Source organism: Dactylosporangium sp. NPDC049140, assembly GCF_040648435.1.
In genome coordinates this window covers 187185-201254 of the sequence record NZ_JBEZDS010000016.1, presented here as the reverse complement: position 1 = coordinate 201254, position 14070 = coordinate 187185, and the positions used below count along the sequence as shown (strand labels likewise).

The window sequence follows — 14070 nt, the reverse complement described above, 5'->3', positions numbered from 1 at the left end:
CGACGTACTCATTGGCTGCTTACGAGGCCCGACGAGTGAGGAGGTGAACGGCGAACATGGCCGAACGCGATGAGCCAACGGGCGCGTTGGTAAGGCCGTACGCCGTCACCCGAGGTCGCACCCGGCCCAAGCTGGAAATCGCGATCGAGGCGCTGGTCGAGACCACCGTGCGTGGCCGGGCGGCCAATACCCGGCCGGGTGGTGCTCACGGCCAGGAGCAGCAATACATTTCAACGCTTTGCGACGGTCGCCTGCAGTCTCTGGCCGAGATCGCGGCGCGCATGCAGCTCCCGCTGGGTGTCGCCCGCGTCATCGTGGCGGACATGGCTGCCGATGGACTGGTCGCGGTGTACGAGCCGGCCTCGCTCGACGAAAACGAGTCGGTGGGCACAGAACTGCTTGAGAGGGTGCTGAGTGGACTTCGGAGGCTCTGACGTGGCGCACCGCCCAGGGCGGGTCACGTCAGCGAAGATCGTCATCGCCGGCGGTTTCGGCGTGGGCAAGACCACACTGGTCGGCTCGGTCTCGGAGATCACGCCGCTGACCACCGAGGCCATCATGACCTCCGCCGGTGTCGGGGTCGATGACACCCGCAACGTGCCCGGCAAGACCACGACCACGGTCGCGATGGACTTCGGTCGTATCTCGATCGACCGTGACCTGATCCTGTACCTGTTCGGCACCCCGGGCCAGACCCGTTTCTGGTTCATGTGGGACGAGCTCGTGCGGGGCGCCATCGGGGCGGTCGTCATGGTGGACACCCGGCGCCTGGCCGACTGCTTCGCCGCGATCGACTTCTTCGAGCACCGGCGGCTGCCGTACCTGGTGGCCATCAACTGCTTCGACGGCGTGCAGTACCACAACGCCGACGACGTGCGGGAGGCGCTCGCGGTCTCGAGCGACGTGCCCGTCGTGTCGTGCGACGCGCGCTCGCGGGAGTCGACCAAGAACGTGCTCATCTCCCTGGTGGAGTACGTGCTGTCGATGCGCCGAAGCCGTGCGACCGCGCCGGCGTAGCGCCGGTACGACAACAGCTGCACCCACTCAGCCACAGACGCGCACCGAGCCCCCGTGAGGGACGCCCGGTGCGCGTTTGCGTTGCCGGGGATCACGCTGCGTTGCGCCCCGAGTGCGGAACGCGGCGGTTTCCGTTTCCGGCCCCGCTGAGCGCTGCGGACCCCCTGGGTGTACTCGCTACCGCACCGGGCGCTCCCGGCCCGCCCACGGCCCGCACAGGGCCGTCAATGCACCGGCAAACAGCGAGGGCCGCCCCGGCTGACCCGGGCGGCCCTCGACGTGCTCGATGCGCTAGCGGCGGGCGGAGCGGTACTCGTACTCGCGCTCCTGGTAGTCCCGGCTCGCCTCGCGGCTGAAGTCCCAGCCGCCCGCCGACTCGCGGCCCGGGCGGCCGCCGACCGAGAAGCCGCCGACCTCCTGCCCGCGGCGCCAGCCGCGGAAGTAGCCGGTCGTGTGCGCGGCGATCTGGGCGGCGTCGCGCACGATGCGCAGCGGCCGCTCCGGGTTGGCGTTGACCGGGGACCCGGGCACCAGGTTCTGCTGTGGGACGCGGCGCGGGAGGCCGGAGCGGGTCTCGTCGCCGATCTCCGGCGCGCTGGCCCGCTGGGCCGCCTGCCACGCCGTGTCGTTCGAGTTCTCCCAGCTCGGGTTCGGACGCTCGGCCTCGCTGGTGGACTCGGCGTCGGCGTCGGCGTCCCAGTCGGTGAACCAGGCCGAGCGGGCGGCCGCGAAGATCAGCAGGTCGCCGTCGCCCTCGTCGGCGGGCTTGCCGGCGTCGCGCTCGGCGGCCGGGGCGCGGCGGCTGCGGCCGGCGCCCGTGCCGGTGCTGCGCGCGGTGGCACGCTCCGCCGGACGGTCCGAGTCGACCAGGCGCAGGGCCGGGGGCTCGAAGCGGAACTCGCCGCTGTACTCCCCGCTGAGCTCGTCGACCGGGTAGCCGCTCGTGAGCGCCGGGTCGGCCACCGGGGCCGGCTCGACGAGACGCAGGCCGCCGGCCTCGACCGGCAGCTCGCCGGTCTGCCACGGCGGGGGCACGCGGCCCTCGCGCTGGCGGGGCAGCTCGACGTGGCGCTCGGCGGTCCGGGCCCGCTCGCTGCGCGGGATCTCGGTCCGGGACCGCTCGGTGCGGGGAATCTCGGTCCGGGACCGCTCGGAGCGCGGGATCTCGGTGCGCGAACGCTCCGAACGCGGGACCTCCGTGCGGGACCGCTCGCTGCGGGCCGGCTCGGCGTCCTGGCCGTGCTCGGCGTGCCGCGACCCGGCGTGGGTCTGGGCGGCCGCCTGCTCGGCCCGGTCGCGCTCGGCGCGCCGCTCGGCCCGGGACAGCCCGTCGGCCGTGGAATCGGCCCGGGACCGGGTCGAGCGCTCGCCGTTGAGCGGCGGGAACTCGCCGGAGCCGAACGCGCTCAGCGCGTCGGCCGTCTCCGACCCGCGCCGCGGCATGGGGGCGGCGTCCGTGCCGCGGGACCTGGTGCCGGACGCGCTCAGCGAGCCCGAGGTGGACTCGAGCGCCGCGTCCAGCGCCGAGAAGTCCGGCGGCTGCGGGATGTCGCTCAGCCGCGGCAGGCTGCTCAGCTCCGAGGAGGAGGCGAGCGGGTCCGCGCCGAACTTGTAGGCCGAGGTCTCCGTGGTGGGCGCGTCCGCCGGGCTGAGCGGCCAGCGCGCGCTCGCGGCGTCCAGCGTCGGGGGCTCGCCCAGCGCGCTGAGGTCGCTCAGCCGCACGCCGCTGTCGAACGCGCCGCCCGAGGTGGGCGCGGCCGGGGTCACCGGCGCGGCCGGCGGGACGGGCGAGGGGGCGGAGAGCGGGTCGTAGCCGAAGGAGTCGAAGCGCGGCGGCTCGTGCCCCCCGATCAGCGGGGCGATGCCCGGCGGCGGGGGCGGCATGAGCGACGTGAACTGCGGCTCGTTCGACGACGACGTCGGCTGCGGCGGGATCACCGGGGTCGGCGCGACCGGCGGCGGCGCGACCGGGGCCGGGGCCACCGGCAGCGGCGCGACGGGCCGGGGCTGCGGCGGGGCCGCCTGCAGCGGCACCGGGATCGACTGCATCGAGGCCGGGGTCGGCGCCTGGCCCTGGTACGACGGCGTCTGGCCCTGGTACGTCGGGGGCACGGGCGGCGCGGGCGCGTACATCGGCGCGGGCGCCTGGTAGGCGGCCGGCTGGTACGGCGGCTGGGCGGCGTGCGAGCCCGGCGCGTAGCCGGGCGGGGTCGACGTCACCGGCGGGGCCGAGGGAACCCCGTACGCCGGCGGGGCCGACGAGATCGAACCGTAGGCCGGCGGCCCGGACGGGACCGAACCGTAGGCCGGCGGGCCCGACGGGACCGAGCCGTACACCGGCGGCGCCGATGGGACCGATCCGTAGGCGGGCGGGGCCGACGGCACGTAGCCGGGCGGCGTGGAGACGACCGGCGGCGTGGAGAGCCCGGCCGGAGGTCCGGAGACGACGGCGGCGGCGGACCCGACGGTCGCCGGGGGCGCGGACACGACGGGCGGCTGGGCCTGCGACGGCATGACCGGCGCGTTCTGGGCGCGGCGGCGGCCGCCGACGGCCCGGGCGGTGGCCGACTCCTCGGCGCGGGCCACCTCGGCGGCGCGGCTCGCGGCCTCGGCGGCCCGGGTCGCGGCGCGGGAGCGGGTGGGCGCCGCCTCGCTCGCCACGGCGGCCGGCCGGGCGTTGGCGGCGGCGGCCCGCGAGCGGGACGGCGCGTTGTCCTGGACGGCGGCCGGGCGCAGCGGGGTCGCCGGGGTCAGCGGCGACGCGCTCGCGGGGACCGACTGGTTGAGCGGCGCGGCCGGGCTCAGCGGCGTGGCCGGGCGCTGCCGGTTGGGCAGCGTGCGGTGGCCGGCCGGGCTCATCTTGTCGGCGAGCACCGCGACGAGCGCGTTGGCCGCGGCGTCGCCGGCCCGCACGGCCGCGACGGACTGCCGGATGGTCTCGGCGACCGCGGTGGTCATGGCCCGGTTGACGCCGGTGCGGCGGGGGGTCTCGGCGATCGCGACACGCAGTGCGGTGATCGCCTCGCCCAGCGTGACGGCGTCGGCGACCCCGGCCTTGGCGAGCTCGGCGACGACCGCCTGGTCGCCCTTGCGGCCGGTGGCGCCGCCGCCGAGTATCCCCGGCTCGGGCAGCGCGTCGAGGATGGCCAGCGGGATCGACTCGGCCGGGTCCGGGTAGGCGCGCAGGGCCGCGGGGTAGAGCTCGCGGAGCACCTCGCGCAGCGTGGCCGCGGCGCTCTGCCGGCCGGAGACGACCGCGGCGTGCGCGGAGAGCACCGGCTTGAGCGGCAGCATGTCGCGCGGCGGGCTCTGGCCGACCGCGGAGAGGACGCCGGCCTGCAGGGCCCGGGCGAGGCCGACCGCGCGGCGCTCGGCGGCGTTGGACTGGATCTCCTCCGGCGACTCGTCGTCGGCGAAGCGCTCGGCGTAGTCGTCGGCCGAGTCGTCGTCGGTGAACGCGAGGTTGCGGCCCGCCGCGGTGAGCAGCTGGGTGACGACGTGGTCGTCGCTCTCGGCCGCGACCGCCACGGCGGAGGTGCCGCCGGAGCGCTGCGCCAGCAGAGCGCTGAGCTCGGCGTAACCGCCGGCGTCGTCGCTCACCTCGCAGATGTCGATGAGTCGGCCGGCGTCGTCGACGACCGCGACGGTCAACCAGATGTCGGAACCCGACTGCGGCTCGGCGGGGTCAGCCGACGCCAAACCGCAGTACACCCGAACGAGCGCCACCGCGTCGTCCTCCTCTCGGGACATTAGTTGAGCTTTCGTCACATCGGCGGAGACTGTCCCGGCGCCCCGCCGTCGTGTTACTGCAGGTCAAACTGAACGACCTCTAGTGAACAGGTTGCCGGCCGGTGACGCGATCAGCCGAAACGGCTGAATACCCCGTTGGCTGATCGTCGTCCACCGCCACACCCGTCCGGCTAGGGGCCGGGTCGCCGTGCCGAAATGCCCACGGCTTAGATCCTGTCGGTCACAAATCAATCACGCCAGTCCACGGCGGCAGAAATTTTGCCGATAATCGTCCGCCAGCCGAGTGCTGCCTGTTGTGCCCCGATTTTCTTGAGCCGGCGCTTGGCGAAGAATCCGCCTACGCCGCCCGACGCCGCAGCTCGCAGGCCCTCGTCGAGGTCGTCGAGGGGGGAGCCGGGGGAGAGCGCCGTGCGGACCGCTTCGAGGCGCAGAGCGTAAGCAAGGTCACGTGCCACCTCGCCCGCGCCGAGCAGCAGCTCGGAGTCCCAGGCGTCCTGGCCGCCGCGGAGGTTCTCCACCACGAGGTCGAGCTCGTAGCGGTTCTCGTCGGAGGGCACGACGGCCGCGACCGTGATCCGCTTCTTGAGGCTCTCCCAGGTGTCGAGCTGGGTCAGGTCGTGCTCGGCGGCGTCGGTCTGGACGAACTCGACCAGGCCCTCGGCGGAGCGGAAGAGCAGCAGCTTGCCGCGGTGGGAGAGGAACGCCGGAACCTCCTCGGGCTCGGCTTCCTCCTCCTCCTCTTCTTCCTCTTCGTCCTCGGCCTCGGCGTCGGCCTCGGCGTCGACATCGTCGGCGTCGTCTTCGTCCGACTTGTCGGAGTCCTCGTCCAGCTCCGCGGCCTCGTCGCGGTCCGAGTCGTCCGAATCGTCGGAGTCCGCGGCATCCTTCCGCGCGGGCTTCTTCTTGTCGGTCTTCGATGAAGCTTCCACGACGGCCGGCTCCGGCTCGTCCTCGAACAGCTCCGCGTTCTCGAGGATCACGACCCGGTCGTCGTCCTCGTCCTCCTGCGGGCGCCGGTGGAGGATCGCGAAGTCGTCCTCCTCCTCGTCGACCTCGGTCGGGGTCAGCTCGGTGTTGAGCCGGTAGGCCCGCAGCGTGTAGCCGACCCCCTTGGGCAGCGCGATCTCGACGGGCTCGACGCGCACGTCGTTCCACATCGCGTCGGCCAGGGCCGAGCGCTCGCCGGCGCCGTCCTCCTCGTCGACGTCGTCCTCGTCGAGGTCGGCGTCGTCCTCGTCGTCCTCGGCATCGTCGGCGGCGTCGGCGTCGGCGTCCGCGTCCGCGGCGTCGGCGTCCTCGACGGTGTCGACCTCGTCGTCGATCGGCTCGACGGCGTCCACTTCCTCCTCGACCGGCTCGGCCGCGGGCGCGGCGGGCGCCGCGGCCGGCGCGGCCTTGCGCGGTGCATTGCGCGATGCCGCTGGGCGCGACGACGCGGGCCGGGAAGAGGGAGACTGGCGGGCCACTGTGACCTCCGTAGTCGGGCTCGGCGTGCGGGCACATCAGGGCCTGTGTGGCCTCGCGCACAAAACACCCTAGTGTGCACCGTCTGCGGCGGTCAGACCCCCTTGGGGTGCCAGACCGTCTTGATCTCCAGGAGCGAGAGCATGCGCGAAACGCCGGGATCGGCGCCCCAGTCCGGAGTGCTCGGTCGGATCACCCGCTTCAGGTTTTCCGCCGCGGCCGCTTCCAACTCCTTCGCGAGTGTGGGGTCTGTCACACCGGTCAGGTCGATGGCGTTGACGTCCATGTGCGCGGCGAGCCAGGGCGCCATCTCGGCGACCGAGCCGGTGAGCAGGTTGACCACGCCCCCGGGCAGGTCGGAGGTGGCGAGCACCTCGGCCAGGGTGACGGCCGGCAGCGGGCGCTCGGGCGCGGCGAGCACGACGACCGTGTTGCCGGTCACGATCGCGGGCGCGATCACGCTGACCAGCCCCAGCAGCGAGGAGTCGGCGGGGGCGACGACCCCGACGACGCCGGTCGGCTCCGGGGCGGAGAGGTTGAAGTAGGGCCCGGCGACCGGGTTGGCCCCGCCGTGGACCTGGGCGATCTTGTCGGCCCAGCCGGCGTACCAGACCCAGCGGTCGATGGCCGCGTCGACGACGTCGGCGCCGGCCCCCTCGGCCGCGGCGACCTCCTCGACGAACTGCGAGCGGCGCCCCTCCAGCATCTCCGCGACCCGGTAGAGGATCTGCCCGCGGTTGTACGCGGTCGCCCCCGACCACTTCGCCACGGCCGCCCGGGCCGCCTTCACGGCGTCGCGGACGTCCTTGCGGGAGCCGAGCGCGGCGTTGGCGAGGAACTCGCCCGAGGCCGACTGCACCTGGTAGGACCTCCCCGACTCGCTGCGGGGGAACGCGCCCCCGATGTACAGCTTGTACGTCTTGCGGACGGCCAGACGGCCTTCAGTGCTCAAGGTAGGCCTCCAGCCCGTGCCGGCCGCCCTCGCGGCCGTAGCCCGACTCCTTGTACCCGCCGAAGGGTGAGGTCGGGTCGAACTTGTTGAACGTGTTGGCCCACACGACGCCGGCCCGGAGCCGGTCCGCGATCTGCAGGATGCGCGAGCCCTTCTCGGTCCAGACGCCGGCCGAGAGCCCGTACGGCGTGTTGTTGGCCTTCTCCACCGCCTCGTCCGGCGTGCGGAACGTCAGCACCGACAGGACCGGCCCGAAGATCTCCTCGCGGGCGATCCGGTGCGCCTGGGTGACGCCGGTGAAGATCGTCGGAGCGAACCAGAAGCCGCGGTCGGGCAGCTCGCAGGGGGCCGACCAGCGCTCGGCCCCCTCCTGCTCGCCGACCTGCGACAGCTCCCGGATGCGGGCCAGCTGGGCCGCCGAGTTGACCGCGCCGACGTCGGTGTTCTTGTCCAGCGGGTCGCCGACGCGCAGCTGCGCCATGCGGCGCTTGAGGGAGGCGAGGAACTCCTCGGCCACCGACTCCTGCAGCAGCAGCCGCGAGCCCGCGCAGCACACGTGGCCCTGGTTGAAGAAGATGCCGTTGACGACGCCCTCGACCGCCTGGTCCAGCGCCGCGTCGTCGAAGACGATGTTCGCGGCCTTCCCGCCCAGCTCCAGCGTGAGCCGCTTCCCGGTGCCGGCCACCGCCCGCGCGATCGCCCGCCCGACCTCGGTCGACCCGGTGAAGGCGACCTTGTCGACGCCCGGGTGCTCGACCAGCAGCCGGCCGGTCTCGCCCGCCCCGGTGATGATGTTGACCACGCCCGGCGGCAGCTCGGCCTGGCGGCAGATCTCGGCGAACAGCAGCGCGGTCAGCGGCGTGGTCTCGGCCGGCTTGAGCACGACCGTGTTGCCCGCGGCCAGCGCCGGGGCGATCTTCCACGCGAGCATGAGCAGCGGAAAGTTCCACGGGATGACCTGGCCGGCAACGCCCAGCGGGCGCGGGTCGGGGCCGAAGCCCGCGTACGGCAGCTTGTCGGCCCACCCCGCGTAGTAGAAGAAGTGCGCGGCGACGAGCGGGATGTCCACGTCGCGCGACTCGCGGATCGGCTTGCCGTTGTCCAGCGACTCCAGCACCGCCAGCTCGCGGCCGCGCTCCTGGATGATCCGGGCGATGCGGAAGAGGTACTTCGCCCGCTCCCGCCCGGGCATCGGGCCCCACACCTTGTCGTAGGCGTGCCGGGCGGCGTTCACGGCGGCGTCGACGTCGGCCGCGTCGGCGCACGCGATCTCGGCGAGGGTCTCCTCGCTGGCCGGGTTGATCGACTTGAACGGCTCGCCCTTGCCGTCGACGAACTCGCCGCCGATGAACAGGCCGTAGGACGAGGCGATGTCGACGATGGCGCGCGACTCGGGCGCGGGGGCGTAAGAGAATTCCATCGCTAGTCCAGGGTGAAGTAGTCGGGGCCGCTGTAGTGGCCGGTGGCGAGCTTGGTGCGCTGCATGAGCAGGTCGTTGAGCAGCGTGGACGCGCCGAAGCGGAACCGGTCGGGGTCCAGCCAGTCGGGCCCCGCGGTCTCGTTGACCAGCACGAGGTACTTGATGGCGTCCTTGGCGGTCCGGATGCCCCCGGCCGGCTTCACGCCGATGACCCGCCCGGTCTCGGCCCGGAAGTCGCGCACCGCCTCCAGCATCACCAGCGTCACCGGCAGGGTCGCCGCGGGCTGGATCTTGCCGGTGGAGGTCTTGATGAAGTCGGCGCCGGCCAGCATCGCCAGCCAGGAGGCGCGGCGCACGTTGTCGAGGGTGGCCAGCTCCCCGGTCTCGAGGATGACCTTGAGGTGGGCCGGGCCGCAGGCCTCCTTGACCGCCGCGATCTCGTCGTGCACCTCGGCGTAGCGGCCGGACAGGAACGCGCCGCGGGAGATCACCATGTCGATCTCGTCGGCGCCGTCGGCGACCGCGGCGCGCGTGTCGGCCAGCTTCACCGCGAGCGGGGCCTGGCCGGAGGGGAAGGCGGTGGCCACGCTGGCCAGGTGGACCTTCGAGCCGCGCAGGGCCGCCGCGGCCCCGGCGATCATCGCGGGGTACACGCAGATGGCCGCCGCGCTCGGGCAGCTCGCGTCGGCCGGGTCGGGGCGCACCGCCTTGGCGCACAGGGCGCGCACCTTGCCCGGCGTGTCCGAGCCCTCCAGCGTGGTCAGGTCGACCATGCGGATCGCCAGGTCGATGGCCTGGGCCTTGGCCGTGGTCTTGATCGACCGGGTGCCCAGCATCGCGGCGCGCTGCTCGGCGCCGACCTGGTCGACTCCCGGCAGGCCGTGCAAGAAGGTCCGCAGCGCGCCTTGTGAACGCGGCGTGACCTCGGCGGTGAGGCTCATGGGGAAAATACTAGGCTCTCGCATCGTGGACGTACTCGTGGTGGATCACCCCCTGGCCAAGTCGCGACTGACCGCGATGCGCGACGAACGCACCGACAACGGGGCGTTCCGTGCCGCGTTGCACGAGCTCACGACGATGCTCGTGTACGAGGCGGCACGCTCGTTCGCCACCGAGCAGTTCCCGGTGAAGACGCCGGTCGCGACCGCCGAGGGCACCCGGCTGGCCCGCCCGCCGCTGCTCGTGCCGGTGCTGCGGGCCGGGCTGGGCATGTCCGACGCCGCCCTGGGGCTGCTGCCGGAGTCGTCCATGGGGTTCGTGGGGCTGGCGCGCGACGAGCACACCTACGAGCCGCGCGCCTACATGGAGTCGCTGCCCCGCGACCTGTCCGGCATCCCGGTCCTGGTCCTCGACCCGATGCTGGCCACCGGCGGCTCGCTGGAGCACTGCGTGCGCCTGCTGGTCGACCGGGGTGCGACCGACATCACGGTGCTGTGTGTGCTGGCCGCCCCGGCCGGCATCGAGCGGCTGGCCAACAGCGGCCTGCCGATGCGCCTGGTCACCGCGGCGATCGACGAGCGGCTCAACGAGCACATGTTCATCGTCCCGGGCCTGGGCGACGCGGGCGACCGCCAGTTCGGCGGCATGCCCCGCTTCGGCGACGCCTGAACTTAAAACCTTGCTTAAGAAAGGTCGCCGTAACGAGGGGTTACGGCGGCCTCGCCCTTGAAAGGGTGAACGGGGCCGGCCTTACGTTGACCGGCGATGGGGTACCGAAAAGACCTGATGCTGCTGGCCGCGGTGCTCCTGGCCCTGGCCGGCTCAGGCGCTGTCGCCTCGGCGACGCTGCGGGAGCCGGTGGCGGGGATCCGCGAGGCCGACGCCCGCCAGGGGCTCAGCCCGCGGCGCTGCGTCGTCGACCCGAGCTCGTGCCCGGCTGCGGGCTGCTCCGAGTCCCAGCTCTTCTCGGTGACGCTATAGGCCGAGCGCCTCCGCGGTCTGGGTGCGCAGGGCGGCGAGCGCGGCGGACGCGCGCTCCCGGGCCCCGGCGATGTCGCCGCCGGCGACGGGCTCGACGACCTCGAGGTACGCCTTCAGCTTCGGCTCCGTCCCCGAGGGCCGGACCACGACGCGGGTGGTGCCGGCGCGCAGGATGAGCACGTCGGACTCGGGCAGCCGGTCCTCGACCGCGGTCACCGCCTCGTCGAGCAGCTCGGCCGGCGGGCGGGAGCGGATCGTGGCCATCATCTCCGCGATCTCGTTGAGGTCCTCGACGCGCACCGAGAGCTGGTCGGTGGCGTGCACCCCGTAGCGCAGCGCCAGCTCGTCGAGCCGGTCGCCCAGCGTGCGCAGCTCGGCCTTGAGCCCGGCGGCGAGCTCGCAGACCAGCAGCGCGGCGGTGATGCCGTCCTTGTCGAGCACCATCCCGGGGGCGACGCAGTAGCCCAGGGCCTCCTCGTAGCCGTACACCAGGTCGTCCCCGGCCCGCACGATCCACTTGAAGCCGGTGAGCGTCTCGCCGTAGGGCAGCCCCCGGTCCGCGCACAGGCGGGACAGGAGGCTGGAGGAGACGATCGTGGTCGCGTAGCGGCCGCGGACCCCGCGGCGCATGAGGTGGTCGGCCAGCAGCACCCCGACCTCGTCGCCGCGCAGCTGCCGCCAGACCCCGCCGGCGGCGTAGGCGACCGCGCACCGGTCGGCGTCGGGGTCGTTGGCGATGGCGATGTCGGCGCCCTCCCGCGCGGCCAGCGCCAGCAGCAGGTCGGTGGCGCCGGGCTCCTCCGGGTTGGGGAAGGCCACGGTCGGGAACTCGGGGTCGGGCTCGGCCTGCTCGGCGACGACGAACGGCTCCGGGTAGCCGGCCGCGGCGAGCGTGGCCGCGAAGACCTCCCGGCCGACGCCGTGCATCGGGGTGTACGCGACCGCCAGGTCCCGCGGCACCTCGGGGTCGATGACGCCGAGCGCGGCGTCGACGTACTCGCGCACGATCCGCTCGTCGAGGACCTCGCCCGGCGGGCCGAGCGGCACGTCGGCGAGCGGGCCCACCGCACGGATCGCGTGCTCGATCCCGGCGTCGGCGGGCGGGACGAGCTGGGCGCCGTCGGCGAGGTACACCTTGTAGCCGTTGTCCTGCGGCGGGTTGTGGCTGGCGGTGACCATGACCCCCGCGGCCGCCCCGTGGTGGCGCACGGCGAAGGCGAGCACCGGGGTCGGCAGGGGCCGGGGCATGAGCAGCGCGCGGCGGCCGGCGCCGGTGGCGACCCGGGCGGTCTCGACGGCGAAGGCGTGCGAGCCGTGCCGGGCGTCGTACCCGATGACCAGGGGCCGCTCGTCGGGGGCGTGGGGGCCCCCGCTGGGGGCAGGGCTCTGCGCGGCGAGCCAGCGCACCAGGCCGGCCGCCGCGCCGCGCACGACCGCGAGGTTCATCCCGTTCGGCCCGGCCCGCAGCGGCCCGCGGAGGCCCGCGGTGCCGAAGCGCAGCGGGCCCGCGAACCGGTCCGCCAGCTCGGTCTCGTCGTGGAGGACGGCCTGCAGCTCGTCCCGGCTCGCCGGGTCGGGATCATCGGCGAGCCAGGCCTCGGCGACCGAGCGTAGGGGGGAGGTCATCTGCCTTTCATAACACGGCTCAGCCGCCGGTCGTCGCCGTAGTGAGCTTGAAGCTGGCGACCATCTGCTCGAAGATCGCCTTGCTCTCGGTGAACCGGGCGTCGGGCACCGTCACGAAGAAGTGGTAGGCCTTGCCGTTGACCACGACCGCGTCCCACAGCGCGTGGCGCAGGTGCTCGCCGGAGCCGCAGGTGTACTCCAGGACCGCCGACGTCTGCCCGTCGAGCTTGCCGGCGTTGAGGCCGACCCGGCTGTACGGCGTCTCGCAGCTGCTGGGCGTGGTCTGCAGCCGCTTCTCGGCGGACTCCAGGAACGCCTGCGGGCTGGCCGAGGCCTTCTCGATGTTGACCCGGATGCGGCGGTTGGCGTCGGTCGGGTCGGTGATGTCGAAGTACGGCGCGGCGGCGGCGCCCTGCTGCTTCTTCGTCCAGCCCTTCGGCACGCTGACCGTGATGCCGCCCGGATGGATGAACGGCTCCACCTCGAACGACGGGCCGGCCGGGGCGCTGGAGCCGCGCGCGCTGGGCGCCCCGCCCTTGTCGCCGCCGTCGCCGGAGAACAGCCCCGCCGCGGCGCCGATGCCGAGGAACAGCACGAGCACGACCGCGGCCGCGACCCCCGCCTTCATCCAGCTCGGGGCGGCCTTGACCCGCGCGGTGAGCCCGCTCGCGCCAGCGCCGAAGGTCCGGCCGGAGCCGGGCGGGGTGGACGTGGTCGGGCCCTGGGCCCAGTCGTCCTGGGCGTACTCGGGCCCGTAGGCGTTGTACGTCTCGGCGCCGGTGCGCTCCAGCTCGACCTCGTGCGGGCCGCCCTGGGCGGGCGCGCCCGAGCTCATCCGCCGCAGCGCCCCGCTGACCGTCTCGCCGGGCGCCATCATGGCCCGCCCGCCGATCTGGCCGGTCGGCTGCTGCGGGTGGACCATCGTCGGCTGGTGGGCCGGGCGGACCACCGCGTAGGGGTCGGTCATGTGCGCCGGCGCGTTGCTGGCCAGCGGGCCCGCGAGCAGGTCGCGCAGGACGGCCCGGGCCGTCTCGACGTTCCAGCGGCGGGCCGGATCCTTCTCCAGCAGCCCGTAGAGCACCCCGGCCAGCGGCCCGGCGCGCATCGACTGCGCCGGCGGCTCCTCGACGACGGCCCGCATGGTCTCGAACGGGTCGCGCTTGTCGAACGGCGGCCGGCCCTCGACGGCGGTGTACAGCGTGACGCCGAGCGAGAACAGGTCGCTCGGGGGCCCGAACTTGGCCCCGATGGCGCGCTCGGGCGAGATGAAGTGCGGGGAGCCCAGCACCATGCCGGGCGTCGTGAGCTCGCTGTCGGTGGGCATGCGAGCCACGCCGAAGTCGGTGAGCACGCACCGGCCGTCGCCGCAGATGAGCACGTTGGCCGGCTTGACGTCGCGGTGCAGCACCCCGGCGGCGTGGGCCACCTCGAGCGCGCCGAGCAGCGCGATGCCGATCTTGGCGACCGCCCGGGCCGCGAGCGGGCCGTCCTCGACGATCATCTCGGCGAGGCTGCGCGCCTGGAGCAGCTCCATGACGATCCACGGGCGGCCGGCCTCGGTCACGACGTCGTACACCTGTACCACCGCGGGGTGGGAGAGCGCGGCGGCCGCACGGGCCTCGCGCAGGGTCCGCTGGTACATCGAGTCGCGGTCGCTCGGGGCGAGGCCGGGCGGGAGGATCACCTCCTTGACCGCCACGTCGCGGCGCAGCAGCGTGTCGCTGGCGCGCCAGACGGTGCCCATGCCGCCGTGACCGATGGCGGTGCGCAGGGCGTAGCGCCCGCCGATCACCACACCGGGCGCGGCGCGCTGCCCCGGAACCGGGGGAGCGGTCGAGCCGGGCTCGCGTGGCGAGGCGGGTCCGTTGGAGGTGGAGTCGGGGCCGCGCGCAGGTTCGCGCCCGGCTCCGGCCGAGGCCAG

Annotated in this window: 11 protein-coding genes; 4 read left to right on the top strand and 7 right to left on the bottom strand. The window is 74.0% G+C overall.

Annotated elements, in window-relative coordinates; translation table 11 throughout:
• Positions 1–56 precede the first annotated feature (56 nt).
• Both AB0B76_RS26185 and AB0B76_RS26180 read left to right on the top strand, forming a co-directional pair.
• On the top strand, positions 57–434 hold the full coding sequence (locus tag AB0B76_RS26185; RefSeq protein ID WP_360380076.1) for a DUF742 domain-containing protein: 378 nt from the start codon (positions 57–59) through the stop codon (positions 432–434).
• Positions 415–1017, top strand: coding sequence for an ATP/GTP-binding protein (locus AB0B76_RS26180; protein WP_360380073.1), 603 nt, complete (start codon positions 415–417; stop codon positions 1015–1017). Before AB0B76_RS26185 ends, AB0B76_RS26180 begins: the two co-directional genes overlap by 20 nt.
• A 291-nt stretch (positions 1018–1308) precedes the next feature.
• On the opposite strand, the gene AB0B76_RS26175 is transcribed toward AB0B76_RS26180, so the two are convergent.
• The 5 genes from AB0B76_RS26175 to deoC form a co-directional block, all read right to left on the bottom strand.
• Entirely contained in the window at positions 1309–4767 is a 3459-nt protein-coding gene (locus AB0B76_RS26175; protein WP_360380070.1) for a hypothetical protein, read from the bottom strand.
• A gap of 227 nt (positions 4768–4994) precedes the next feature.
• Positions 4995–6233, bottom strand: coding sequence for a DNA primase (locus AB0B76_RS26170; protein WP_360380067.1), 1239 nt, complete (start codon positions 6231–6233; stop codon positions 4995–4997).
• Positions 6234–6325: 92 nt separating this feature from the next.
• The gene (locus AB0B76_RS26165; RefSeq protein WP_360380065.1) at positions 6326–7183 is read right to left on the bottom strand and encodes an aldehyde dehydrogenase family protein; all 858 of its coding nucleotides are present in this window, start codon (positions 7181–7183) and stop codon (positions 6326–6328) included.
• Positions 7173–8603 carry an aldehyde dehydrogenase family protein gene (locus AB0B76_RS26160; protein WP_360380063.1) on the bottom strand — a complete coding sequence of 477 codons (1431 nt, stop codon included), beginning with the start codon at positions 8601–8603 and terminating at the stop codon, positions 7173–7175. The genes AB0B76_RS26165 and AB0B76_RS26160 overlap by 11 nt, the downstream gene beginning before the upstream one ends.
• A 2-nt stretch (positions 8604–8605) precedes the next feature.
• Positions 8606–9544 carry a deoxyribose-phosphate aldolase gene (gene deoC, locus AB0B76_RS26155; RefSeq protein WP_360380061.1) on the bottom strand — a complete coding sequence of 313 codons (939 nt, stop codon included), beginning with the start codon at positions 9542–9544 and terminating at the stop codon, positions 8606–8608.
• 25 nt (positions 9545–9569) lie between these two features.
• On the opposite strand from deoC, the gene upp reads away from it, so the two are divergent.
• On the top strand, positions 9570–10211 hold the full coding sequence (upp, locus tag AB0B76_RS26150; RefSeq protein ID WP_360380058.1) for a uracil phosphoribosyltransferase: 642 nt from the start codon (positions 9570–9572) through the stop codon (positions 10209–10211).
• Positions 10212–10307: 96 nt separating this feature from the next.
• Positions 10308–10523, top strand: coding sequence for a hypothetical protein (locus tag AB0B76_RS26145; protein WP_360380056.1), 216 nt, complete (start codon positions 10308–10310; stop codon positions 10521–10523).
• Here AB0B76_RS26145 and AB0B76_RS26140 read toward each other — a convergent pair.
• A complete protein-coding gene (locus AB0B76_RS26140) occupies positions 10518–12149 on the bottom strand; it encodes a phospho-sugar mutase (protein ID WP_360380053.1) in 1632 nt (543 codons plus the stop codon). The genes AB0B76_RS26145 and AB0B76_RS26140 overlap by 6 nt on opposite strands.
• 19 nt (positions 12150–12168) lie before the next feature.
• Positions 12169–13944 carry a serine/threonine-protein kinase gene (locus tag AB0B76_RS26135; RefSeq protein WP_360380050.1) on the bottom strand — a complete coding sequence of 592 codons (1776 nt, stop codon included), beginning with the start codon at positions 13942–13944 and terminating at the stop codon, positions 12169–12171.
• Positions 13945–14070 lie beyond the last annotated feature (126 nt).

Bases quoted from the DNA above. Each gene is read 5' to 3' on its own strand.
- AB0B76_RS26140 (WP_360380053.1), bottom strand. From the start codon at position 12,149: ATGACCTCCCCCCTACGCTCGGTCGCCGAGGCCTGGCTCGCCGATGAT.
- AB0B76_RS26145 (WP_360380056.1), top strand. From the start codon at position 10,308: ATGGGGTACCGAAAAGACCTGATGCTGCTGGCCGCGGTGCTCCTGGCC.
- deoC (WP_360380061.1), bottom strand. From the start codon at position 9,544: ATGAGCCTCACCGCCGAGGTCACGCCGCGTTCACAAGGCGCGCTGCGG.
- AB0B76_RS26175 (WP_360380070.1), bottom strand. From the start codon at position 4,767: ATGTCCCGAGAGGAGGACGACGCGGTGGCGCTCGTTCGGGTGTACTGC.
- AB0B76_RS26185 (WP_360380076.1), top strand. From the start codon at position 57: ATGGCCGAACGCGATGAGCCAACGGGCGCGTTGGTAAGGCCGTACGCC.
- AB0B76_RS26160 (WP_360380063.1), bottom strand. From the start codon at position 8,603: ATGGAATTCTCTTACGCCCCCGCGCCCGAGTCGCGCGCCATCGTCGAC.